We start from the raw sequence: 21,883 nt of genomic DNA, 5'->3' as shown, positions 1-21,883 counted from the left end.
GGATGTCCCAGGCGACCCGGGGCGGGCGACGTTCTCACAAGGGGGAAGGCACGTGGCGACTCTCGCCGAGGTGGCGCGGCAGGCGGGTGTCTCGCTGGCCACCGCGTCCCGGGTGCTCAACGGGAGTACCCGGGTGGTCCGCGCCGACCTGCGGGAGAAGGTGGTCGCCGCCGCGTCGGAGCTGCGGTACACGCCGAACGCGCACGCGCAGGCGCTGGCCGGCAACCACACGGCGAGCGTCGGCGTGGTCCTGCACGACGTGAGCGATCCGTACTTCGCGGCGATCGCCGGCGGCGCGATGCGGCATGCGGCGGAGAACGACCTGCTGGTGATGATGTCGTGCACGTTCCGGGATCCGGACCGGGAGCTGGCGTACGTGCGGATGCTGCACCAGCAGCGCGCGCAGGCGATCATCCTGGCGGGCTCGGGCTACCACGACCGGGAGCGTACGGAGCTGTTGCGCACGGCGCTGGCGTCGTACCAGGCGGGCGGTGGCCGGGTGGCGGTGGTGAGTCAGCACCGGTTCGAGGTGGACACGGTGTTGCCGGACAACCAGGGTGGTGCGCGTGCGCTGGCCCGCGCGCTGCTGGAGCTGGGGCACCGGGACTTCGCGCTGATCACGGGGCCGGAGCATCTGTTGACGGTGCGGGACCGGTACCTGGGGTTCCGGCACGAGTTGGGTCGGGCGGCGGCGAAGTTGCCGAACCACCGGGTCGCGGACGGCGGTTTCACCCGGGACGGCGGCTACGAGGCGGTCCGCCGGCTGCACGAGTCGGGCGTACTCGACGAGGTGACGTGCGTGGTCGCGCTGTCGGACGTGATGGCGATCGGTGCGTTGGCGGCGCTGCGCGATCTGCACGTCGCGGTGCCGGGCCGGGTGTCGCTGGCCGGTTTCGACGACATCCCGACCGTACGGGATCTTGCGCCGCCGTTGTCGACGGTACGGCTGCCGTTGGAGGAGATGGGCGCGCGCGCCCTCGACCTCGTACTCGATTCGCGCGCGGAGTCGGCCGAGCCGCGGGTGGTCCGCGTCGACGCCGAGGTCGTGCTGCGCGCCAGCACCGCGGAGGTACGCCCGTGATCGCGTTCGCCACGCTCGGTTGTCCCGGCCTGCCGTTGGACGAGGTGATCGGTCTCGCGACCGGGTCGGGCTGCACGGGCGTCGAGTTCCGGTACGCGGACGGTGAGCCGATCCACCCCGGACTGTCCGCGCGACAGCTCGCCGAGACCGGGGATCGGTTGCGGGACAACGGGATCACGCCGCTGGCGCTGGACTCGTACATCCGGGTGGCGGGGGAGGCGGACGACGGCGAGGTGGTCGCCGACCTGCATCGCCACATCGAGGCGGCGGCGACGCTCGGCGCGCGGTACGTGCGGGTCTTTCCGGGTGGCGGGACGCCGTCCCCGGTCGCCGACGACCGCGCGGTACGCCGGCTGGCGGCGGTGGCCGAGGCCGCCCGCGCCGCGAACGTCGGCGTACTGCTGGAGACGCACGACTCGCACCGCCGCGCCGACGATGCCGTACGGGTGGTGGCGGCGGCGGCCGACGCGGCCGGGGTGTCCACTGTGGACGGAGTACCGCTGGGTGTGATCTGGGACGTCATGCACACCTGGCTCGGTGGCGAGACGCCGGCCGAGTCCGCGGCGACCGTCGCGCCGTGGCTGGCGTACGTGCAGCTCAAGGACATTCCGTCGGCGGACGAGAAGGCGCCGGTCGCGCCCGGTACGGGGGTGTTGCCGCTCGGCGAGGTGCTGGGCGAGCTGCGGTCCCGCGGGTACGCGGGCTGGCTCTCGCTGGAGTGGGAGCGCGCCTGGCATCCGGAGGCCGCACCCCTGGCCGAGGTACTCCCGGGTTTCGTGGCGCTGGTGAAGTCCTGACGTCACGGCCGGAATCGCTTGCCGTGCAAGGGTTTCCGGCGCTGCCGGTCAGCGGCGGCGGGCGAGCAGGCCGACGGTGAGGCAGGCGGCGGCGACCGGGAGTTCGCAGCAGGTGGCGAGCAGCAGCGCCTGGGTGAGGTCGGCGCCGGGCGCCGAGGTGATGACGTCGAACCAGGCGTCGACGACGAGCAGGGTGCCGGTGGCGGTCGCGGCGACGACGAGTCCGCTGTGCCGGCGCCAGGCGAGGAACCCGGTGGCGGCGAGCCCGATCGCGAGGACGGCGTCGAAGCCGATCCACGCCAGCGACCAGTGCCGCGCCCGCGTACTTTCCGGCAGGGTGCGGGACAGCATCAGCATCCACGGCACCATCACGACCGCCGCGACGCCGAACGCGGTGCCCACCAGCCGCCGACCCGGACCGCCGGGTACGCGAGCGGATCCGTTGCGGTGCAACAGGTGTACGTGATGCTGGTGCCCGGTCGGCGCCGGTCTCCGGTCCGTACTCATGCGTCCTCCTCGGTGTCCACGCCCACCGTAGCAAGACCGCAGAGGAATCTCTGCAAACAGATGTCTGTAGATGTACCCTAGGGGCCATGCCGGAGCACGTACGCCGCGTCGCCGACCCCGAGACGCTCAAGGCGCTGACGCATCCGTTGCGCCGCCGGATCATGCGCGAGCTGGACCGGGCGGGCACGGTCAACTCCTCGACGCTCGCCACCCGGCTCGGCCAGAACACCGGCACCCTCAGCTACCACCTCCGCCAGCTGGAGCGGTACGGGTACATCGAGGACGTGCCGGAGCGCGGCAACCACCGCGAACGCTGGTGGCGGCGCACCAACACCAGTTGGGAGACGCCCGACCCGACCGGCATGGACCCCGCCGACCGGGCCGTCATCGAGCAGGTCACCCGGCGCAAGCTGGCGTCCGACGCGCGCGACATCGCCGGCATCGTCGACAACCTCGCCGCGAACTGGGACCGCGACCACCCCTGGACCACCTGGTCCCGCGGCGGCACCCACCTCACGCCGGAGGAGTTCGCCGAGTTCCACGCCGAGTACCAGAAGCTGCTGTTCCGGTACGGGCACCGGATCGACGAGGCGCCGCCCGGGGCCCGCGCCATGCGGATCCGCTTCTACCTCTACCCGGAGCCCGGCGAGGACGACGACTGATCACTCCGCCGCGGCCGGCACCGTCCCCGCCACCCGCCGCATCCGGAACCGCGGCACCCGGCCCTGCCGGCGCTCCACCCGGTGCGCCAGCCGCGTGATCAGCCAGTTCACGATCATGTACAGCGCGGCGACCACCAGGTACGTCTGGATCGGCGCGTGCACGAACTCCGCCAGGCTCTTCCCCGAGTACAGCAGCTCCGCGTACGTCACGACGTAGCCGAGGGTGGAGTCCTTCAGCAGGTTGATCAGCTGTACCAGCAGCAGCGGCAGCAACGGCCGGATCACCTGCGGCAGCACGATCAGCCGCATGGTCTGCCAGTACCGCAGGCCGATCGCGCTGGCCGCCTCGGTCTGGCCGCGCTCCAACGCGAGCACGCCGGCGCGGAACACCTCGGCGATCGTCGCCGACCCGGTCAGGCAGATCGGCACCACCAGGCACCAGAACGTCGGCACGCTGGTGCCCATCGCCGGCAGCCCGAGCAGGAACACGAAGATCAGCAGCAGCGTCGGCAGCGACCGGAACAGCTCCACGAACACCGCCGCCGGCCACCGCACGTACGCCCGGGGCGACAGCCGGCCGAGCGCCAGCACCGCACCGGCCGGCATCGCGATCACCGCGCACAGCAGCGTCACGAGCAGGCTGTACACCAGCCCCATCAACAGGAAGCGCAGGATCGGCCACTGCGTGAACGGCTGCCACTTGTCCGCGGCGAGCTGCCCGTTGACCGCGAACTGGCGGACCGCCAGCGCCGCCAGCCCGGCCAGTGCCAGCGCGGCCACGACCGTCGCGACGGCGATGCGGCGCCGCCCGCGCGGTCCCGGCCGGTCGAACAGGACCGGCTCGACACCCCTCATGCCCACCTCACCGTTGGAACCTCACGCGCCGCTCGATCCGCCCGAAGACGTACCCGCTGCCGAGCGTGACCGCGATGTACAGCACCGCGGCCAGCCCGAACGTGACGAGCGGGTTCGCACCCTGGATGTCCAGCACCTTCGTCGCGTACGTCAGCTCCTGCGCGCCGACCGCCGCGCACAGCGACGTGCCGAGCACCACGCCGATGAACACGTTCCCGAACGGCTGCACCATCACCCGGAACGCCTGCGGCAGCACCACGTGCCGCAGCGACTGCCCGAACGTGAAGCCCAACGCGCGCGCCGCCTCCACCTGGCCGAGCGGCACCCCGCGTACGCCGGAGCGCAACGTCTCGCAGACGATGGCCCCCGCGTACAGCGCGATGCCGAGCACGACCGAGGCGAACGGCGACAGCGTCAGCCCGATCCACGGCAGCCCGAACACGCACAGCACCAGCAGCACCAGCAGCGGCACCGCGCGGAACGCCTCCACGTACAGCCAGCCGAAGGCGCGCAGCGGCAGCACCGGACTGATCCGGCACACCGCGATCAGCGTGCCGACCAGCAGCGCGCCGACGAAGCTCAGCGCGACGATCTCGACAGTACTGACGAAGCCGTGCAGCAGGTCGCCGGCGAGTGCGGGGAATCCCACGTCAGGAGCCCTGGACCGAACCGATCTCCGGCGGCTTCGGCGCGTCGCCGGAGACCACGGTGCCGACCGTCGCCTTCCACAGCTTCGCCCAGGTGCCGTCCTTCATGATCTGCGCCAGCCAGTCGTTCACGAACTTCTTCATCGCCGGGTCGTCCTTCGGCAGGCCGATCCCGTACGGCTCCGCGGTGAACGGCTGGCCGACCACCTTGACGTCCGAGTTCGTACTCGCGTCGCCGACGAGGATCCCCTGGTCCAGCACGTACGCGTCGACGCGGCCCTGCTGTACGGCCTGGAGGCAGTCGTTGTTCTCCTCGAACAGCTGCACCTTCGCCTTCGGCGCGTACTTCTTCAGGTCGGCCGCGGCGGTGGAACTGGACTCGGTCGCGACCTTCTTGCCGTTCAGGTCCGCGACCGTCTTGATCGAGGTGTTGTCCTTCTTCACCAGGATCGCGTCACCGGACGAGTAGTACGGACCGGCGAAGGCGATCTTCTGCGCCCGCTCCGGCGTGATCGTGTACGTCGCGAACACCGCGTTCACCGAATGGTTCTGCAGCAACGCCTCGCGCGTCTCGACCTGCACCTGCTTCATGTCCGTCGTCGGCTTGCCCGTCACGTACTTCGCGAGCAGCTTCGCCAGGTCGGCGTCGAAGCCGGTCAGCGTGTTGGTCGTCGGATCCTTCAGCGAGAACAGCGGCGCGCTCGCGGTCCCCCCGTACACCAGCTTGCCGTCGGACTTGATCTTCTTCAGGGTGGGGCTGTCCGGCAGGCTCTTCGCCACCGGAGCCGACGCGATGATCGAGTCGACCGAACCGGCCGCGCCGCTCGCCTTCGCGCCGCTCCCGCCGCCGGGAGCCGCGGAGTTGCCGCCGCACCCGGTCGCCGCGGCCGCCACGCCGGCCAGGGCCACCGCGACCAGCGCCACCCGGCGACTGCTGCTGAGCCTCATCTACAAACCTCCACCGCTGGTCACGACGCCGGCCGCGGCCGGTCGACGGGAATCAACCCGATATCGGAGAAAGCCATTCTTACACCGTGCAGAGCGGCAACCGGACCGTGATAGTGCGATAGGCCGCCGAACACCCGAACCACTCTGCCACGACCCCCGGACGGTTTCCGGCCCGTCCCGTACCGGAGGGGCGCGGGCGGTGGCATCGTTGGCGGCGTGGCTCCCACCCCGGGTTCGATCCGACTTCGCAGCGCCACCGGTCGGGGCGTCCTCGTGGCCACCGTGCTCGGGTCCGGGCTGGCGATGCTCGACTCGACCGTGGTCAACGTCGCGCTCCCGCACATCGGTCACGACCTGTCCGCCGACCTCGCCGGACTCCAGTGGACGAGCACCGGGTACACGCTGACGCTCGCCGCGCTCATCCTGCTCGGCGGCTCCCTCGGCGACCGGTACGGCCGGCGCAAGGTGTTCCTCATCGGCGTCGTGTGGTTCGCGGTCGCGTCCGCGCTGTGCGGCGTCGCCCCGAGCATGCCCGTACTGATCGCCGCTCGGCTGTTGCAGGGCGTCGGCGGCGCGCTGCTCACCCCCGGCTCGCTCGCGCTCATCCAGTCGACGTACCACCCGGACGACCGGGCGCGCGCGATCGGCGCCTGGTCCGGGCTCGGCGGCGTCGCCACGGCGATCGGCCCGTTCGTCGGCGGCTGGCTCGTCGACGCCGCCAGCTGGCGTTTCGTCTTCTACCTCAACCTGCCGCTCGCCGCCGCCGTCGTCATCGTCGCCCTCCGGTACGTGCCGGAGAGCCGCGACACCACCGCCCAGGGCTTCGACATCCCCGGCGCGGTACTCGGCGCACTCGGCCTCGCCGGCATCACGTACGCGCTGGTCGAAGCGCCCGAGAAGGGCGGCTCACCGGTCGTGCTCGGCGCCGCGGTCGCCGGCGTCCTCGCGCTCGTCGCGTTCGTCCTCGTCGAGCGGCGCAGCCGGCACCCGATGATGCCGCCCGACCTGTTCCGCTCCACCACGTTCAGCGCGGTCAACGCCGTCACCTTCATGGTGTACGCCGCGCTCGGTGGCATGATCTTCTTCCTCGTCCTGCAACTCCAGACCGTGTCCGGATTCAGCGCGCTCGCCGCCGGGATCGCGCTGCTGCCGTTCACCGTGCTTATGTTGCTGCTGTCCGCGACGTCCGGCAGCATCGCGCAGAAGATCGGGCCGCGCCCGCAGCTCATCATCGGACCGCTCGTCGCCGCCGTCGGCGCGCTCCTGCTGCTCCGCGTCGGCCCGGACGCGAACTACTGGACCGACGTCCTCCCCGGCGTACTCCTCGTCGGGCTCGGCATGACCACGCTCGTCGCGCCGCTCACCTCCACCGTGCTCGCCGCCGTCGCCACCCGGCACGCCGGCGTCGCCAGCGGCGTCAACAACGCCGTCGCCCGCGCCGCCAGCCTCCTCGCCGTCGCCGCCCTCCCGCTCGTCGCCGGCCTCTCCGGCGCCGCGTACAAGCAGCCCACCGCCTTCTCCCACGGGTACCGGATCGCGATGGTGGTGTGTGCCGGACTGTTCCTGCTGGGTACGGTGCTGTCGGCGCTGCTGGTCCGTCGCCCCGCCGAGGTACCGACGGAACGGGTGCCCGAGCGGCACGTGTGCTGCGAGGTCAGCGGCCCGCCCATCGAGGTGGGCCGGCCGGCGGGGACGGCGCGGTCCGAGCCGGCGGGAACATCGGCCGACTGACGCCCGCCGGGCCGTCGGCCCGACGGTCACGAGGAGACTGCATGTTACTGGCGGCGGAACGGGCCGAGATCGTCGACGTGTGCCGGCGGCTGGTGGCCGACAAACTGGTCGTCGGCACCGCGGGCAACGTCAGCGTACGGGTGGACGACCTGGTCGCCGTCACCCCCACCGGCGTCGACTACCACACGCTCACACCCGAACAGGTCGGCGTGCACCGCCTCGACGGTACGCCCGTCGACGCGCCGCTCAAGCCCACCAGCGAGGCGCCCATGCACCTCGCCTGCTACGCCGCCCGCCAGCCCGGCGCCGTCGTCCACACCCACTCCACCGCCGCCACCGCACTGTCCTGCCTCGTCGACGAGGTACCCCCGGTGCACTACTACCTCGCCATGTTCGGCGGTCGCGTCCGCGTCGCGCAGTATGCCACCTACGGCACGCCCGAACTCGCCGAACACATGCTCGCCGCACTCGGCGGCGGCACCGGCTGCCTCCTCGGCAACCACGGCGCCGTCACCACCGGCGACACCCTGACCGCCGCGTACGACCGCGCCGTCTACCTGGAGTACGTCTGCGACGTGGCACTGCGCGTCCTCGGCTCCGGCTGCCCGCCCCGGCTGCTCGACGACGCCGAACTCACCCGCGTCACCCAACGCATCGCCGGGTACGGCCAGCGCTGACCCGCGCGGCCGTCCGGCGTGCCGCCCCGGCCGCGCCGATGTCCCTCGTGCCGCTCCGGCCGCGCCGGTGTCCGGCCTTCCCGGACCGTGTCCGTACGGAACCGTTGCTACGCAAGCGGTTCAGGTCGCGGTCCGGTACGGCCCGCGCCTGTCGCCGTGACTGTGCGATCGTGGCTTGTCGCCGTGACCGTGGGACCGCGACTCGGCGCTGCGTCCCGCGAGGGCGCGGCGCGGCCCCTTGGCGCGGCTTGGCGCCCTGATCGTGCGACCGTGGCTTGGCACCGCGACTCGCGGGTGACCGTGGCGCGGCTCTGTCGCCGTGACCGTGCGATCGTGGCTTGGCGCTGCGACCCGCGAGGGTACTGACCGTGCCGCGGCTCTGCCGGCGGGACGGGGGTACGGCTAGGAGTCGCCTTCGCCGCCGCGGGCCAGCACGGCCAGTACCAGGTCGTGCACGGGTTTCGCGTCGGCCGCATCGTGCAGCGTGCAGCGGCCGCCCGTCACCGTGTACCACTCGTCGGCGTCCTTGTACTGCACGCGGACGACGACCTTCCCGTCGTCGTCGACGCGCGTCTCCAATGTCACCCGGCCCGTGATCACCCCGACCTCGTCGGTGAACACGCCGCCCTGCCCAGTCGTGAAGTCACCCGAGTACGTGTCGCCCATGGCCGCCATGGTGCCGAGTACGGGGGCGCGGCACCACGTGTTCGTCGGAAGTACGGCTGCGGCGGGGTGGGGTGGGGATGGAACGGTGCGCCGGTCGCGGATGACCGGCGCACCTTCTTGTTCCATTGTTGAACAAAACGATCTTGTTCAACTGTTCAACTGTTCAACAATGAGACAAGTCAACAATTGAACAATCTGCCCAAGATCAACTTGAGCACTTGCCCAGCATGTCCGACAGCGCCGTCTTCTCGTCGCTGGTGATGGTCAGCTTCCAGACGTACTTGACCTGGATCCAGTTGCGGGCGTAGTAGCACCACTCGCCGGTGTTCGGCGGCTTCCACTGGGAGGGGTCCTGGTCGCCCTTGGACTCGTTGCTGGACGCGGAGACGGCGATGAGCTGCGGGTCGGTGAGGTCGTTGGCGAACGCCTGGCGCTGGTCGGTGGTCCAGTCGGCGGCGCCGGAACGCCACGCGTCGGCGAGCGGCACGATGTGGTCGATCTGCACCTTGCTCGGGTCGGTGGTGGTCGTCTGGTCGTACGCGCTGTACCAGGAGCCGGCGGTGGGGTAGCAGTCGCTGCCGACGGTGACGCCGGTGCCGTCGCGCTTGAGTACGACCTCGCGGGTGTTGCAGTTGTCGCCCTGGTTGATCCAGTGCGGGAACTTGTCGCGGCTGTACCCGTCCATGGAGCCGGGGGCGGCGACGGTGAGGGTGGCGAGGTGTGCGGCGGAGTCGCTGGCGGACGGCGGATCCGGCGGGTACGCGTTGGCGGGCCCGGCCAGCCCGATGGTGGCGAGGGCGCTGGCGGTCATGGCGACGCCGAGCACCGTTCTGATACGCATCTGTCCACCTCCGTCACGAAACTTCATATCTTGGAGGCATCATGCACGTTTTCGTCGTCGGGGTCGAGGGGACAACTACCCACACGGCCCCTGGTGTCGGTGTCGGAAACGGCGCAGGCTGGTCACATGGCCAGGCACTGGCACAGCGGCATCGTCGCGGTGGTACGTGACGTCCAGCGGGCGCAGCAGCTCCTGTACGACGAGGTCATCCGGCTGGACCGGGTCGCCGACCCGGCGGATCTGCCGCACGAACCGCTGCGCTGGGTGCGCACCGTGACCGGCCGGTACAAGCTGGTGGGGACGGTGCTGGGCGACCGTTCCCGGTGACTGCCGGGCAGGTCCCGGCTCGGACGGCCGGGACCTGCGGCGGTCAGCAGTGCCCGAGCATGTCGCCGAGCGCGGCCTTCTCGGCGCTGGTGACGTGCAGCTTCCACCTGTACTTGACGGCGATCCAGTCGGACGCGTACTCGCACCAGTAGCTCTGGGACGGCGGCTTCCAGGTGGACGGGTCTTGGTCGCCCTTGGAACGGTTGCTCTTCGCGGACACCGCCACGAGCTGCGGGTCCTTCAGGTCGTTGGCGAACCGTTCGCGCTGGTCGGTGGTCCACTGCCACGCCCCGGTACGCCACGCGTTCGCGAGCGGTACGACGTGGTCGATGTCGAGCTTGCCGCCGTCGGTGACGGTGACGCCGTCGTACCGGCTGGTCCAGGTGCCGGCGGTGGCGTGGCAGGAGCTGTCGACCTCCACGCCCTTGCCGTCGCGCTTGAGTACGGCCTCGCGGGTGTCGCAGTGGTCGCCCTGGTCGATCCAGTGCGGGAACTTCTCCCGGCTGTACCCGGCCATCGAGTGCGGTTCGGCGACGGTGAGCGCGGCGAGGTCCTTGCGGGCCTGCGCGGCGCCGGGGGTACCGGGTTGGGGCTTGTCGGCGGAGGCGCCGCTGCCGTGCTGGCGTACCAGCCAGGCGGCGCCGAGCGCGACCACGAGGACGAGGAGCAGGGGAAGGTAGCGGCGTTTTGTGCCCGCCATGGGTACCTCGTTCGCTGGTGGGGGAGGTGGTGGGAACGATTCTCGCGGGGCCGCGCGGGCGCGGCAATCGGGGCCGGACCTTTGACATGTGCGTACCGGGTCGGCGATGATCATTCGAAACTTGTCGAACAAAGGGAACGACGATGACGCTGCACGTCACCGAATGGGGTACCGGGGACCGGGTCGCGGTCCTCGTCCACGGCATCACCAGCGACGCGGCCGGCTGGTCCGGCATCGGCCCCGCGCTCGCCGACCGCGGCTACCGGGTACTCGCGCCCGACCTGCCCGGGCACGGGCACAGCCCCCGCGCCGCGACGTACTCCCTGGTCGACATGGCGGACGAGCTCGCCGCGGCGGTGCCCGACACGCCGGCGCTGGTGATCGGCCACTCGCTCGGCGGCCTGCTCGTGTCCATGGTCGAGGACCGCATCCGCGCCGCACACACCGTGTACGAGGACCCGGCGTGGCTGCCGGCGGCGACGCCCGAGTTCATGGCGGCGTTCCGGGCGCAGAAGGACTGGACGGTCGACGACCTGCGCGCCGCGAACCCCGGCTGGCCCGAGGCGCGCTACCACGAGAAGATCGGCAGCCTCGGCCGCTGGGATCCGGCCGTCGCCGACTCGCTCACCGGCATGGGCTTCGAACCCGACAAGCCCGGCGGCCCCACCCTCGTCCTCACCGTCGAACGCAACGGACTCATCGACCCCGACCACGAGGAATCCTTGCGCGCCAAGGGATTCACCGTACTCCGGCTCGCCGGTGTCGGGCACTCCGCGCACCGCGACGACGCCGGCACGTTCCTCGCCGCGCTCGACGGCTGGCTCGCCACGACACCCTGACCCGACCCACGCCGGTCAGTACGGCGGGAGGATGCCGCGCTGCAACGCCGCGGTGACCGCCGCCGTACGGTCCGACACGCCCAACTTCTCGAACGTACGCAGCAGGTGCGTCTTCACGGTCGCCTCGCTGACGAACAGCTCCCGGCCGATCTCCGCGTTCGTCCGGCCGGCACCGACCAGGCGCAACACCTCGATCTCGCGCGGGGTCAGGCCCACCGGCGACCGCATCCGCGACACCAGCCGCGCCGCGACCGCCGGCGCCAGCACCGTCTCCCCGCGCGCCGCCGCCCGGATCGCCCCCGCCAGCTCCGCCCGCCCCGCGTCCTTCAACAGGTATCCGGTGGCGCCGGCCTCCACCGCCCGCAGGATGTCCGCGTCGTTCTCGTACGTGGTGAGGACGACGACCCGGCACTCCGGATCCCGCGCCAGCAGGTCGCGCGTGGCCTGCACACCGTCGCCGTCCGGCATCCGCAGATCCATCAGCACCACGTCCGGCGCGTACGCCCGGGCCACGGCGACCGCCTCCGTCGCCGACCCCGCCTCGCCGACCACGTCGATGCCGTCCTCCGTACCGAGAATGCCGCGCAGGCCCTCCCGTACGACCGGGTGGTCGTCGACGAGCAGCACCCGGATCATGCCGGCACCTCCACCGTCACCGTCGTCCCCGAGCCCGGCGTACTCGAAATGGCCAGGTGGCCGCCCGCCTGCGCGACCCGCTCCCGCATCCCCGCCAGGCCGAAACCCGCCGCCGCGCCCGGATCGAAGCCCGCGCCGTCGTCCGTCACGTCCAACCGCACCCCACCCGCCAGGTACCGCAGGCTCAGCGCGGCGCTCGCCGCACGCGCATGCCGCCGCACGTTCGTCAACGCCTCCTGGGCGCACCGCAACACCACCACCTCGGTACCGGCCGGCAGCCGTCGCGGCTCACCCGCCAGGTCCCACGCGGTCGCCACGCCCGTCTCCTCCCCGAGCCGACCCACCAGCCGGCGCAGCGCGTCCGGCAGCGACGAACCCGCCAACTCCGTCGGCGGCTGGGCCGCGACCAGGGCGCGCGCCTCCGCCAGGTTCTCCCGGGCGGCGCGCGCCGCCCGCTCCCGATGCGACCGGGCCCGCTCCGGCGGCGCCGAATCGGCCGCCTCCAACAACATCAGGATGCTGGTGAAGCCCTGCGCCAGCGTGTCGTGGATCTCCATCGCCAGCCGCTGCCGCTCCGCCAACATCCCGGCCTGCCGTTCCGACTCGGCCAACTCCGCGCGGGCCGCCGCCAACTGCGCGATCAGGTCGGCACGCTCCCGGCTCTGCTGGATGATCCGCTGGATCCACCAACTGAACTGCGCCGCGAACGCCACGCACAACGCCAGCGCCCCCGCCACCCCCACGACCCGGAAACTCGGCGCGCTCACCGCCTCCACCACCGGTACGACATTGAACAGGGTCAACGCCAACAGCGCCCACCCCACCGGCAGCAACATGAACGCCTGCGGGATCAGCGCGAACAACACCACCGAACTCGTCAACGTCGCCACCTGCGCCGTCACCAGCAGCGCCAACACCCCGAGCTGGTAACAGACCGTCCACACCGGCACCGGCCTCCCCCGGTACGCCCGGCGGCCGACCAGCCAGTACCACGGGACGAGGGCGCACAGCGCGACGACCGACACCGTACGGCCCGGGCCGCCGCCGGTGACCCACACCGCGGCGACCGAGCCGGCCAGCACCACCCCGTAGTACGCGTCGCGCATGACCGCCCCCCGCGTCCAGGCATGCACGTCCGACGCGCGAGGCAAGGTCTCCGGCACGCAGACAAGCATGCGGTACGAGATCAACCCGCGCGAGACTCCCGGTACGCCGCCGCCAGCAGATGCGCCGCCCCCCGGCCCTCGATCTCGATCTTCTCCCCGCCCACCAGCACGATCGTCACCTGCTGCCAGCTCCGGCCCGGCGTCACCGTCAGATCCGTGATCCGGTCCAACGCGACCTGACCCACATGCTCACCCACCCGGTTCAACATCGGATCCGCCCGCCACACGTGCAACGCATCCGCCGTGACACCCAGGATCATCGCCGCATCCAACGGCACATCCGTACGCTCCGTGATCCGGTGCGCCGCCGCCCTTGCCGCCGGCCGCGCAATCAGATAGTTCCCCAGCGGGGACAGCATCCGCGCCGGCCCGAGCACCGTGTCCACCCGCGCGTACGCCGCCGCGCGCAGCTCCTCGCCCAGCTCCGCCGACAGCGCGGGAACCAGTTCGTCGTCCTTCAGATGTCTCATGCCGCACAGCATCCGCCGCGCCACGGCCCACCACCGTCGACCGGGCAGCGACAGCCTTGTCCACCGAACGACGGACAACGCCTTGGGTACTGGTTGCCCTGGCGGTGTCGGGAACGGTTGGGGCGCAACGGAAGCGACGGGGTGTCGCTGCGGAGTCGGTGGTACGTGCACGGGCGGTGGCGGGGAGGCGAGCGGGCACGCCGCCCGTGCGGCGTGTGGGTCGTGGAGTGGGTCGGCGTGCGGTACCTGGAGCGTGGCCCGGACACTCGGGCGGTAAGTCGGTCGTGGCGCGGACATGCGGGCGGTGCGGGGAGCGTGGCGCGGACATGCGGGCGGTGCGGGGAGCGTGGCGCGGACATGCGGGAGGTGTGGGGAGCGTGGCGCGGACGTTCAGGGGTACGTGGATCGCGAGTGAACACCCGATCGGTACGTGGATCGCCGAGTGGACAGCAAACGTGTACGTGATCGCGAGGTGAACAGACGGGCCGCTCAGCCGGTTCGCAAAACGCCGCGTGAGCAGGCCCCGCCCTCCCAGAGGGGGGCACCCCGGCGACAAGTCTAGTCGCGTTGGATCCCTTGCTGCACAAGGCTGTGGACGACGAACGACGCCTGTGGACAACGGACCCGCGTCAGCGCATCGGCGTGATACCGGCGCGGTCCCGATCGCACCGCCACGACCGCACCGCCACGACCGCCCGCCGCGACCGTCAACCGCGACTCCCCGCCACGACCGCACCGCCACGACCGCCCACCGCGCCCGTCCACCGCGACTCCCGCTGCGACCGCCCCCCACGACCCCCACCAGGGCCGACCGCCGCCCGGACCGGCCACGACCGGCCGGCCCGGGTACGGCGGCGTGCAGCGATCAGCCGGCGCGGTTGACGGCGCTGGTGACGGCGCGGAGCGACGCGGTCGTGATGTTGGCGTCGACGCCGACGCCCCAGTACGTCCTGCCGCCGATCTCGCACTCGACGTACGCGGCGGCCACGGCGTCGCCGCCGGCGGTGAGGGCGTGTTCGGCGTAGTCCCGGACGGTCACCTGTACGTCCACATCGGACAGCGCGCGGACGAACGCGTCGATGGGGCCGTTGCCGCGGGCGACGGCGGACTTGTCGGCGTGGTCGACGGTGAAGTCGATGGACAGTTCGAGCTGGTCGTCGGGTACGGACCGGGTCACGTACTCGCGGACGGCGACGCGCGGCGACGGCTGCTTGTCGACGGAGTACTCGTGCTGGAAGATCTCCCACATGCGGGCGGCGGACACCTCGCCGCCTTCGCTGTCGGTGTGCCGCTGGACGACGCCGGAGAACTCGATCTGCAGGCGTCGCGGCAGGTCGAGCCCGTACTCGGACTTGAGCAGGTAGGCGACGCCGCCCTTGCCGGACTGCGAGTTGACGCGGATGACGGCCTCGTAGCTGCGGCCGACGTCGTGCGGGTCGATCGGCAGGTACGGGATCTCCCACGGCACCTCGTCGACCGGCGTACCGGTGGATGCGGCGACGGCCTCGCGCGCCTCGAAGCCCTTCTTGATGGCGTCCTGGTGGGAGCCGGAGAACGCCGTGTACACCAGGTCCCCGGCGTACGGGTGGCGTTCGTGCACGCCGATCTGGTTGCAGTACTCGACGGTCCGGCGGATGCCGTCGATGTCGGAGAAGTCGATCTGCGGGTCGATGCCCTGGGAGTACAGGTTCATGCCCAGGGTGACGAGGTCGACGTTGCCGGTGCGCTCGCCGTTGCCGAACAGGCAGCCTTCGATGCGGTCGGCGCCGGCCAGGACGGCCAGTTCGGCGTCGGCGACGGCGCAGCCCCGGTCGTTGTGCGTGTGTACGGACAGGCACACGTGCTCGCGCCGGGACAGGTTGCGGCTCATCCACTCGATCTGGTCGGCGTACACGTTGGGGGTGGAACGCTCGACGGTGCACGGGAAGTTGAGGATGATCTCGCGGTCGGCGCCGGGCTGCCACACGTCCATGACCGCTTCGCTGATGTCCAGCGCGAAGTCCAGCTCGGTGTCCATGAAGATCTCCGGCGAGTACTCGAAGCCGAAGTCCGTGCCGCCCAGGTACTGCTCCGCGTACTTGACCACCGCCTGGGTGCCCTCGGTGGCGATGGCCCGGGTCTGCGCGCGCCCGTCGCCGTCGAAGCCGAACACGGTACGGCGGAACACCGGCGCCGCCGCGTTGTACATGTGGACGGTGGCGCGGTGCGCCCCGGCCAGGCTCTGCACGGTGCGCTCGATGAGGTGCTCGCGCGCCTGGGTCAGTACCGAGATCGTGACGTCGTCGGGGATGCGGTCGGATTCGATCAGCTCGCGGATGAAGTCGAACTCGGTCTGGCTCGCCGCCGGGAAACCGACCTCGATCTCCTTGTACCCCATGCGTACCAGCAGGTCGAACATGCGACGCTTGCGGTCCGGGCTCATCGGGTCGACCAGCGCCTGGTTGCCGTCCCGCAGGTCGGTGGTGAGCCAGCGCGGCGCCCGCTCGATCCGCTTCCCCGGCCACGTCCGGTCCGGCAGCTCGACCTTGTTGTACGTGTGGAACGCCTGGTAGCGGTGGAACGGCATCGGGCCCGGCTGCTGCCGGTTGTTTCGGTCGCCGGACATGTCGGCGTGCTCCTTCGTCGCTGTCAACGTCGTACGCGGATGGTCGCGACGGGCCGCCGTACGGGTGGCGGCGTGCCGGCCACCGGGCGTGGTACGCGACCGGCGACACGGGTGTACCCGTTGCGAAAGCTCTGGGGTGCGATCCTCGGGGCGGCGACATCGGGTGGTGACGTCGTCCAAAGGCCCGGTGGGTGGGTGACCCGACTAGATCGACCGGCGCGCGGCAACTCCGCGACGGGGTGCCAGCCTCAACGGGCCCCGTCGCGGCAGCGAAGGAGCAGGCCGCGGTACATGATGGCGCCACGTTACGTCATCGGCGGTGGATCACGAAGCCGCCGTCCGCAGGGTGAGACGACTTTCACGCCGACCGTGGCGGCGCGCTTTTCGACCCGGTTCGCCCGCCGGGCCGAAAGGCGCCGTCTGTCCGGTCGACGCCCGCCCGACGGTACGGCGCACTAGCCTGCGGCGCATGGGACTGCACGTACACGAGTTCGGGCCGGCCGACGGCAGACCGGTACTCGCCCTGCACGGCCTGACCGGCCACGGCCGCCGGTACGCGGACCTGGCCGGGCGCCTCGGCGCGCGGTACCGGGTGCTGGCGCCGGACCTGCGCGGGCACGGCGCCTCCCCGGTACTCCCGCCGTGGGACCTGGACGCGCTCGTCGCCGACGTCGTCGAGGTCCTCGACCGGTACGCGACCGGCCCGGTGCCCGTGCTGGGGCACTCGCTGGGCGGGGTGGTGGCGCTGCGGCTGGCCGGCGCCGTACCGGAGCGGGTGTCGGGGTTGGCGCTGCTCGACCCCGGCACCGGGATGCTGCCGGAGAAGGCGCTGCGCAACGCCGACCGGATGCTCGCCGACGAGTCGTACGCCGACGTGGCGGAGGCCCGCGCGGACCGGGTACTCAACGGCTGGTCCGGCTTCCCCGACTCCACTGTGGACACCGAGGTCGCCGACCATCTCGCCCGGCGCGCCGACGGCCGCTGGACCTGGCGGTACCACCGGCCGGCAATGGTGGCGCTGATGAGCGCGCTGACCCGACCCGTACCGCTGCCGCCGGCGGGGCTGCCGACGCTGCTGGTGATCGGCGCGAAGTCCGGCGTCGTCCGTGACGGGTGGCGGGACGCCTGCCGCGCCGCGCTCAGCGACCGGCTGACCGTCGTCACCCTGCCCTGCGGCCATCTCGTCCAGCAGGAGGAGCCGGCGGCGACCGCCACCGCCGTCGCCGACCACCTCGCCGCCCTCTGACGCCCGCCCTCACTCGTACCGGGCGGACCAGATCCGTACCTTGTAGAACTCGGCGCCGGAACGGGTGCGGTCCGGCGACTTCGACAGCCGTACCGTCGGGCTGCCCCAGGTGCGGGCGCCCTTGTTGTCGGCGCGCACCGACACGGTCTCCCCGGACGAGTGCCGGCAGAGCGCCTTCACCCGCGTCTCCGACGACGCCTTCCGCACCGACACCTTGCCGCCCGCCGTACTGATCTCGTACGTGCCGTGCGTCGCCGTGCACAGCATCCGGTTCCGGTTGCTGTAGTCGGGTTGCAGGTCGTGGCCGAGGTTGTCGCTGCCGAGGTTCACGTGCTTCCCCGAGTACGCCAGCCGGGTCGAACGGTGCGAGCCGTGCACCGTGTACCCCTTGACGACGCCCTTGCCGATCGCCCATAGCAGCTTCGTCGTCGGATCCCACAGCACGCCGTGCGCGCCCGGCAGGCCGACCGTCTGCACCTTCGCCAGGCTGCCGAGCCGGCTCACCGAACTCGGCGCGTACACGGTGAGGTGGCCGGCCGAACTCGCCACCACGACCGACCCGTTGGTCGGGATGCGCTCGATCGCGTGCGGGTTGCCGCCCGGCGCCGCGGTCCACGACAGGTCACCGGTGCCGGTGTGCTTCTTGCCGGTCACGTTGACGATGCCGACCCGGCCGCCGGACGCGGTCATCAGCGCGATCCAGCCCTGCGCCGACGTCTCCCGGAACTTCACGTCGGACAGGTTCGACCACGATCCGCCGCCCGCGGCGAAACTCCAGTGCACGTTCGCGTTGCTGAACGCCTTGCTCTTGTCGAACACCAGGATCCTGTTCGACACCTGCTCGGCGGTCGCCACGTAGTAGCTGCCCGCGGCGCGCGCCGCGGCGGTGCCGAGCAGCGTCGCCGCCGGTGCCGCCACCGCGCCGACCGCCAGGCCGCGCAACAGAGTCCGTCGTTCCATCCGGTACCTCCAGGGGTGAGGCCCGACCGGACCGCGTGCCAGCAGTACGGTCGGCGCCTCGGTGAACGGGCGCCCAGTGTGGCAGGAGCCCGCCACCCGGGATCACCGGTCGACGAGTGCCGCGATCCGTGGCAGATCAACGGATTCCGGATGGAACGTCACGAGTTTCTGCTCCGGCGCGTCGGCCACGGTGAGCACCACGTGCCGCAACCGCAGCTCACCGAGTACGGGATGGTGCAGGAGCTTGCTGCCCGACGACAGCGGGGCGACGTCGTGCCGGGGCCACCACTCGCGCATCTCCGGACTGGCGGCGCGCAGCCGGTCGACCAGCTCCGCGAACGACGGGTCGTCCCGGTGCCGGGCCGCCGCCGCGCGGAACCGGGCCAGCTGCGCCGACGCCTCCCGCTCCCACTCCACGAACACGTCGCGGGCGGCCGGCGCGGTCAGCATCCACCACACCATGTTGCGGTCCGCGGGCGGCAGCGCCCACCAGTCCGTCCACAGTAGACACGCGGCGCGGTTGGCGGCGAGCACGTCCCACCGCCGCCCCGTCACGTACGCCGGGGCGGGGTCCAGGCGGTCGACCAGCTCCGCCACCCCCGGCACCAGCACCTCCTCGGCCGGCTCCGCCGGAGGCGCACCGTACGCCAGCTCGTGCAGGTGCCCGCGCTCCGCCGCCGACAGCCGCAGCGCCGTGGCCAACGCGTCCAGTACCTGCCGGGACGGGTTCAGGTCGCGGCCCTGCTCCAGGAACGCGTAGTACGTCGGGGAGATCGCCGCCAGCGCCGCGACCTCCTCCCGCCGCAACCCCCGGGTACGCCGGCGGATCCCCGGCGGCAGCCCCACGTCCGCCGGCGTCAGCCGCTCCCGCCGCGACCGCAGCAGATCGCCCAGCTCGCGGTGGTTCCCCGACATCCCGACACTCCGTCACCCCGACATCCGCACCGCCAACCAGACACTGCCAGTACCAGTAAGAGCGGTGGTCGGGTACCACTCTAGGGGGCGGTTAGCGTCGGGCCCATGGAGAAGCGCACACTCGGCGACGGCCTGACCGTCGCGGCCCTCGGACTCGGCTGCATGGGCCTGTCCCAGGGGTACGGACCGGCGGACGACGCCACGTCGGTCGCCCTGCTGCACACCGCGATCGACCACGGCGTCACGTTCCTCGACACCGCGCAGAGCTACGGCGCCGGGCACAACGAACGGCTCCTCGCCCGCGTCCTCGCCGACCGGCGCGACGAGGTCACCGTCGCCACCAAGTTCGGCATCGTGCGCGGGGACGACGGCGTGCGGCTCGACGCCCACCCCGACCGGATCCCCGCGTACTGCGACGCGTCGCTCGCCCGGCTCGGCACCGACGTCATCGACCTGTACTACCTGCACCGCGTCGACCCCGACGTCCCCGTCGAGGAGTCCGTCGGCGCGATGGCCGCCCTCGTCACCGCCGGCAAGGTACGCCACCTCGGCGTGTCCGAAGTCGACCCCGACCAGCTCGCCCGCGCCGTCGCCGTCCACCCCATCGCCGCCGTACAGAGCGAATGGTCGCTGTTCTGGCGCGAGATCGAAGACGACGTCGTACCGGCCGCGCGGCGCCTCGGCGTCGGCATCGTGCCGTACTCCCCGCTCGGCCGCGGGCTGCTCGCCGGCTCCACCGGACCCGCCGCGTTCCGCGACAACGACCCCCGGTTCGCCGGACCCGCCCGCGACGCGAACCTGGCCCTGTTGAGCGACATCCGCGCGCTGGCCGACGAGTACCGGGTGACGAGCGCGCAGCTCGCGCTCGCCTGGCTGCTCGCCCGCGGAACCGACGTCGTACCCCTCCCCGGCACCCGCAACCCGGCCCGGCTCGCCGAGAACATCGCCGCCACCGCCGTACCGGCCGAGGCCGTCGACCGGCTCGACGCCGTCGCCCCGCGTACCGCCTGGTCCGGGGACCGCGCCTCGTTCGCCGCGTACGGCTCCGCCCGCACCTGACGACGCGGCCTCCCCGACGCCCGGATCCGGTCCGGCGGCCGCGTAGGGCCGGTCCGGTGGCCGCGTGGAGTCGTACGGGGCGTGCTGGTGTGGGCTGGTTTCTGGTGGCCGCGTGGCAAGCGGGGTAGCGCCGGGGCGGGCCGGGCTCCGGTGGGCGCGTCGTGTTGGTGGGAGAGCGCCGGAGCGGACCGGTTCGGGCGCATGGCATTGGTGGCGGAGTGCCGGTGTGGGCTGGTGCGTGTGGGGCGCGTCGGATAGCAGGGGAATGCCGGCGCCGGCTGGCAAGGTGACGCGGTACGCCTGCGGTCTGTGGGGATGATGATCGCGTGGCCGACACGTCCGTGGCCCCGGTCCGGAAGCGTGTGGTGCCGTGCGGGGAACGTCGGAGCCGGTTGGTTCGGCGGGCGCGTGGCGTTGCTGGGGAACCTCGACGCCAGCTGGGCTCGGTGACGCGAGAGACCGCCATGACGACACGTCCGCCGTACCGGCTCGGTGGGCGCGTGGTGCGGCGCGGGGAACGCCGGTGCCGTAGGGCGAGGCGGTGCGGGAGGCCGCATTGACGACACGTCCGCCGTACCGGTTTGGCGGGCGCTTGGTGTTGCGGGGGAACGTCGGGGTTGGTCGGGCGAGGCGGCGCGGGAGGCCGGCGGTCGGCAGGGATGATGACCGCATGGACGACACGTCCGCCGAACTGCGCGCGGTCCGCGACACCCCGTACGGTGCCGGCGCCACCGGCGACCCGCGCCGCCCCGCCGTGCTCCTCGCCGTACTCGGCATCGCCGGAGTGGCGCTGCTGTGGCCGGTCCTCGCACCGTTCCCGGGAACGGTCGCCGACCACCGCGGCCCCGGCGGCTGGCCCCAGGTCGCCGGCGGACTCGCCCTCGCCGGCGCCGGAATTGCTGTCGCCGTCGTCGTCACCCGACTCACCCGCATCGCCCAGAGCGTCGCCGGCGGCGACTACGGCGCCGTCGCCCGCGCCGCCGCCACCGCCTGCGCCGCCCTCATCGGCGCCGCCGCCGCAGCCCTCGCCGAACCCGCCGTCACCCACGTACTCGGCGGCCCACCCGACACCGACCCCGCCCTCCTGCCCCGCCTCGGGTACGTCCTGCTCACCCTGCCCGGCATGGTCGCCGCCGCCCTCGCCGTACTCGGCACCGCCTTCGCCGTGTGGCGCGCCGGCCGCATCTCCACCATCCTCGCCGTACTCGGGTTCGCCAGCGCCATCGCGCTCCTCGCCGGGATCTTCGCCGTACCGGTCGTGGTACTGCCGGGGTGGCTGGTCGCGGCGGCGTTCACGATCCGGCGGTGAGGTGGCAGCTGGCATCTTTCCACTGTGGACAGACGGTGGTTGTCTGGCGCTGCTGATGGGGATACGGCTGTGGTGGTTGGTGCTCTCGACCGGTGTTCGAGCGGGCGTGGTGAACGAACGTAGTGGCCGGGCGCGGTGGCCGGGCGCGGTGAACGAACGCGGTGAACGAACGCAGTGAACGAACGCAGTGAACGAACGCAGTGAACGAACGCAGTGAACGAACGCAGTGAACGAACCCC

General features: G+C 72.0%; 23 protein-coding genes. 10 read left to right on the top strand and 13 right to left on the bottom strand.

Annotated features, from left to right (window positions below; translation table 11 throughout):
* The first annotated feature begins 52 nt into the window (after window positions 1-52).
* Together Aru02nite_RS23900 and Aru02nite_RS23895 are read left to right on the top strand one after the other, a co-directional pair.
* Complete coding sequence (locus tag Aru02nite_RS23900) at window positions 53-1,081, top strand: LacI family DNA-binding transcriptional regulator (RefSeq protein WP_203661433.1); 1,029 nt, start codon at window positions 53-55, stop codon at window positions 1,079-1,081.
* Window positions 1,078-1,878: a sugar phosphate isomerase/epimerase family protein gene (locus tag Aru02nite_RS23895; RefSeq protein WP_203661431.1), complete on the top strand. Its 801-nt coding sequence runs from the start codon at window positions 1,078-1,080 to the stop codon at window positions 1,876-1,878. The genes Aru02nite_RS23900 and Aru02nite_RS23895 overlap by 4 nt, the downstream gene beginning before the upstream one ends.
* A 48-nt stretch (window positions 1,879-1,926) precedes the next feature.
* Here Aru02nite_RS23895 and Aru02nite_RS23890 read toward each other — a convergent pair whose 3' ends face one another.
* Window positions 1,927-2,385, bottom strand: a complete 459-nt coding sequence (locus tag Aru02nite_RS23890; RefSeq protein ID WP_203661429.1) for a hypothetical protein — start codon at window positions 2,383-2,385, stop codon at window positions 1,927-1,929.
* A gap of 86 nt (window positions 2,386-2,471) precedes the next feature.
* On the opposite strand from Aru02nite_RS23890, the gene Aru02nite_RS23885 reads away from it, so the two are divergent.
* Window positions 2,472-3,047 (top strand): ArsR/SmtB family transcription factor, encoded by a 576-nt coding sequence (locus tag Aru02nite_RS23885; RefSeq protein ID WP_203661427.1) that lies wholly within the window; start codon window positions 2,472-2,474, stop codon window positions 3,045-3,047.
* On the opposite strand, the gene Aru02nite_RS23880 is transcribed toward Aru02nite_RS23885, so the two are convergent.
* The 3 genes from Aru02nite_RS23880 to Aru02nite_RS23870 are packed head-to-tail and all read right to left on the bottom strand — an operon-like array spanning window position 3,048 to window position 5,497.
* A complete protein-coding gene (locus tag Aru02nite_RS23880) occupies window positions 3,048-3,902 on the bottom strand; it encodes an amino acid ABC transporter permease (RefSeq protein ID WP_203661425.1) in 855 nt (284 codons plus the stop codon).
* A 7-nt stretch (window positions 3,903-3,909) separates the two neighbouring features.
* The gene (locus tag Aru02nite_RS23875; RefSeq protein WP_203661422.1) at window positions 3,910-4,551 is read right to left on the bottom strand and encodes an amino acid ABC transporter permease; all 642 of its coding nucleotides are present in this window, start codon (window positions 4,549-4,551) and stop codon (window positions 3,910-3,912) included.
* A 1-nt stretch (window position 4,552) separates the two neighbouring features.
* A complete protein-coding gene (locus Aru02nite_RS23870; RefSeq protein WP_203661420.1) occupies window positions 4,553-5,497 on the bottom strand; it encodes a glutamate ABC transporter substrate-binding protein in 945 nt (314 codons plus the stop codon).
* A gap of 216 nt (window positions 5,498-5,713) precedes the next feature.
* Here Aru02nite_RS23870 and Aru02nite_RS23865 point away from each other — a divergent pair, with 216 nt between their 5' ends.
* Complete coding sequence (locus Aru02nite_RS23865; protein WP_239076908.1) at window positions 5,714-7,228, top strand: DHA2 family efflux MFS transporter permease subunit; 1,515 nt, start codon at window positions 5,714-5,716, stop codon at window positions 7,226-7,228.
* Between the two features lie 41 nt (window positions 7,229-7,269).
* Window positions 7,270-7,905 (top strand): class II aldolase/adducin family protein, encoded by a 636-nt coding sequence (locus tag Aru02nite_RS23860; RefSeq protein WP_203661418.1) that lies wholly within the window; start codon window positions 7,270-7,272, stop codon window positions 7,903-7,905.
* A 402-nt stretch (window positions 7,906-8,307) separates the two neighbouring features.
* On the opposite strand, the gene Aru02nite_RS23855 is transcribed toward Aru02nite_RS23860, so the two are convergent.
* Window positions 8,308-8,571 (bottom strand): hypothetical protein, encoded by a 264-nt coding sequence (locus tag Aru02nite_RS23855; RefSeq protein ID WP_239076907.1) that lies wholly within the window; start codon window positions 8,569-8,571, stop codon window positions 8,308-8,310.
* Between the two features lie 205 nt (window positions 8,572-8,776).
* Window positions 8,777-9,412 (bottom strand): HNH endonuclease family protein, encoded by a 636-nt coding sequence (locus tag Aru02nite_RS23850; RefSeq protein ID WP_203661414.1) that lies wholly within the window; start codon window positions 9,410-9,412, stop codon window positions 8,777-8,779.
* Window positions 9,413-9,538: 126 nt separating this feature from the next.
* On the opposite strand from Aru02nite_RS23850, the gene Aru02nite_RS23845 reads away from it, so the two are divergent.
* Window positions 9,539-9,739 carry a hypothetical protein gene (locus Aru02nite_RS23845; protein ID WP_203661412.1) on the top strand — a complete coding sequence of 67 codons (201 nt, stop codon included), beginning with the start codon at window positions 9,539-9,541 and terminating at the stop codon, window positions 9,737-9,739.
* A gap of 43 nt (window positions 9,740-9,782) precedes the next feature.
* Here Aru02nite_RS23845 and Aru02nite_RS23840 read toward each other — a convergent pair whose 3' ends face one another.
* The gene (locus Aru02nite_RS23840) at window positions 9,783-10,439 is read right to left on the bottom strand and encodes an HNH endonuclease family protein (RefSeq protein ID WP_203661410.1); all 657 of its coding nucleotides are present in this window, start codon (window positions 10,437-10,439) and stop codon (window positions 9,783-9,785) included.
* A gap of 143 nt (window positions 10,440-10,582) precedes the next feature.
* On the opposite strand from Aru02nite_RS23840, the gene Aru02nite_RS23835 reads away from it, so the two are divergent.
* Window positions 10,583-11,278: an alpha/beta fold hydrolase gene (locus Aru02nite_RS23835; protein ID WP_203661408.1), complete on the top strand. Its 696-nt coding sequence runs from the start codon at window positions 10,583-10,585 to the stop codon at window positions 11,276-11,278.
* A 15-nt stretch (window positions 11,279-11,293) separates the two neighbouring features.
* Here Aru02nite_RS23835 and Aru02nite_RS23830 read toward each other — a convergent pair whose 3' ends face one another.
* The 4 genes from Aru02nite_RS23830 to leuA all read right to left on the bottom strand — a co-directional run bounded on the left by Aru02nite_RS23830 (window position 11,294) and on the right by leuA (window position 16,155).
* A complete protein-coding gene (locus tag Aru02nite_RS23830) occupies window positions 11,294-11,914 on the bottom strand; it encodes a response regulator (RefSeq protein WP_203661406.1) in 621 nt (206 codons plus the stop codon).
* The gene (locus Aru02nite_RS23825) at window positions 11,911-13,020 is read right to left on the bottom strand and encodes a sensor histidine kinase (protein WP_203661404.1); all 1,110 of its coding nucleotides are present in this window, start codon (window positions 13,018-13,020) and stop codon (window positions 11,911-11,913) included. The genes Aru02nite_RS23830 and Aru02nite_RS23825 overlap by 4 nt, the downstream gene beginning before the upstream one ends.
* An 80-nt stretch (window positions 13,021-13,100) precedes the next feature.
* A complete protein-coding gene (locus tag Aru02nite_RS23820) occupies window positions 13,101-13,574 on the bottom strand; it encodes a hypothetical protein (protein WP_203661402.1) in 474 nt (157 codons plus the stop codon).
* 841 nt (window positions 13,575-14,415) lie between these two features.
* A complete protein-coding gene (gene leuA, locus Aru02nite_RS23815; protein WP_203661400.1) occupies window positions 14,416-16,155 on the bottom strand; it encodes a 2-isopropylmalate synthase in 1,740 nt (579 codons plus the stop codon).
* Between the two features lie 469 nt (window positions 16,156-16,624).
* Between leuA and Aru02nite_RS23810 the strand changes: the two genes are divergently transcribed.
* Entirely contained in the window at window positions 16,625-17,401 is a 777-nt protein-coding gene (locus Aru02nite_RS23810; protein ID WP_203661398.1) for an alpha/beta fold hydrolase, read from the top strand.
* A 9-nt stretch (window positions 17,402-17,410) separates the two neighbouring features.
* Here Aru02nite_RS23810 and Aru02nite_RS23805 read toward each other — a convergent pair whose 3' ends face one another.
* Both Aru02nite_RS23805 and Aru02nite_RS23800 read right to left on the bottom strand, forming a co-directional pair.
* On the bottom strand, window positions 17,411-18,361 hold the full coding sequence (locus tag Aru02nite_RS23805; protein WP_203661396.1) for a DUF6528 family protein: 951 nt from the start codon (window positions 18,359-18,361) through the stop codon (window positions 17,411-17,413).
* Between the two features lie 102 nt (window positions 18,362-18,463).
* Window positions 18,464-19,276, bottom strand: a complete 813-nt coding sequence (locus Aru02nite_RS23800; protein WP_203661394.1) for a helix-turn-helix domain-containing protein — start codon at window positions 19,274-19,276, stop codon at window positions 18,464-18,466.
* Window positions 19,277-19,381: 105 nt separating this feature from the next.
* Between Aru02nite_RS23800 and Aru02nite_RS23795 the strand changes: the two genes are divergently transcribed.
* On the top strand, window positions 19,382-20,335 hold the full coding sequence (locus tag Aru02nite_RS23795) for an aldo/keto reductase (RefSeq protein WP_239076906.1): 954 nt from the start codon (window positions 19,382-19,384) through the stop codon (window positions 20,333-20,335).
* Window positions 20,336-21,005: 670 nt separating this feature from the next.
* On the top strand, window positions 21,006-21,644 hold the full coding sequence (locus Aru02nite_RS23790) for a hypothetical protein (RefSeq protein ID WP_203661392.1): 639 nt from the start codon (window positions 21,006-21,008) through the stop codon (window positions 21,642-21,644).
* Window positions 21,645-21,883: the final 239 nt, after the last annotated feature.

This window comes from Actinocatenispora rupis (genome assembly GCF_016861975.1).
Classification (GTDB): Bacteria; Actinomycetota; Actinomycetes; order Mycobacteriales; family Micromonosporaceae; genus Actinocatenispora; species Actinocatenispora rupis.
This window is presented reverse-complemented; position numbering and strand designations above follow the sequence as displayed.

Excerpts from the sequence above, each read along its gene's own strand:
- Aru02nite_RS23890 (WP_203661429.1), bottom strand. The coding sequence starts at position 2,385 with ATGAGTACGGACCGGAGACCGGCGCCGACCGGGCACCAGCATCACGTA.
- Aru02nite_RS23885 (WP_203661427.1), top strand. The coding sequence starts at position 2,472 with ATGCCGGAGCACGTACGCCGCGTCGCCGACCCCGAGACGCTCAAGGCG.
- Aru02nite_RS23880 (WP_203661425.1), bottom strand. The coding sequence starts at position 3,902 with ATGAGGGGTGTCGAGCCGGTCCTGTTCGACCGGCCGGGACCGCGCGGG.
- Aru02nite_RS23870 (WP_203661420.1), bottom strand. The coding sequence starts at position 5,497 with ATGAGGCTCAGCAGCAGTCGCCGGGTGGCGCTGGTCGCGGTGGCCCTG.
- Aru02nite_RS23860 (WP_203661418.1), top strand. The coding sequence starts at position 7,270 with ATGTTACTGGCGGCGGAACGGGCCGAGATCGTCGACGTGTGCCGGCGG.
- Aru02nite_RS23855 (WP_239076907.1), bottom strand. The coding sequence starts at position 8,571 with ATGGGCGACACGTACTCGGGTGACTTCACGACTGGGCAGGGCGGCGTG.
- Aru02nite_RS23850 (WP_203661414.1), bottom strand. The coding sequence starts at position 9,412 with ATGCGTATCAGAACGGTGCTCGGCGTCGCCATGACCGCCAGCGCCCTC.
- Aru02nite_RS23845 (WP_203661412.1), top strand. The coding sequence starts at position 9,539 with ATGGCCAGGCACTGGCACAGCGGCATCGTCGCGGTGGTACGTGACGTC.
- Aru02nite_RS23840 (WP_203661410.1), bottom strand. The coding sequence starts at position 10,439 with ATGGCGGGCACAAAACGCCGCTACCTTCCCCTGCTCCTCGTCCTCGTG.
- Aru02nite_RS23835 (WP_203661408.1), top strand. The coding sequence starts at position 10,583 with ATGACGCTGCACGTCACCGAATGGGGTACCGGGGACCGGGTCGCGGTC.
- Aru02nite_RS23830 (WP_203661406.1), bottom strand. The coding sequence starts at position 11,914 with ATGATCCGGGTGCTGCTCGTCGACGACCACCCGGTCGTACGGGAGGGC.
- Aru02nite_RS23825 (WP_203661404.1), bottom strand. The coding sequence starts at position 13,020 with ATGCGCGACGCGTACTACGGGGTGGTGCTGGCCGGCTCGGTCGCCGCG.
- leuA (WP_203661400.1), bottom strand. The coding sequence starts at position 16,155 with ATGTCCGGCGACCGAAACAACCGGCAGCAGCCGGGCCCGATGCCGTTC.
- Aru02nite_RS23810 (WP_203661398.1), top strand. The coding sequence starts at position 16,625 with ATGGGACTGCACGTACACGAGTTCGGGCCGGCCGACGGCAGACCGGTA.
- Aru02nite_RS23805 (WP_203661396.1), bottom strand. The coding sequence starts at position 18,361 with ATGGAACGACGGACTCTGTTGCGCGGCCTGGCGGTCGGCGCGGTGGCG.
- Aru02nite_RS23800 (WP_203661394.1), bottom strand. The coding sequence starts at position 19,276 with ATGTCGGGGAACCACCGCGAGCTGGGCGATCTGCTGCGGTCGCGGCGG.
- Aru02nite_RS23795 (WP_239076906.1), top strand. The coding sequence starts at position 19,382 with ATGGAGAAGCGCACACTCGGCGACGGCCTGACCGTCGCGGCCCTCGGA.
- Aru02nite_RS23790 (WP_203661392.1), top strand. The coding sequence starts at position 21,006 with ATGGACGACACGTCCGCCGAACTGCGCGCGGTCCGCGACACCCCGTAC.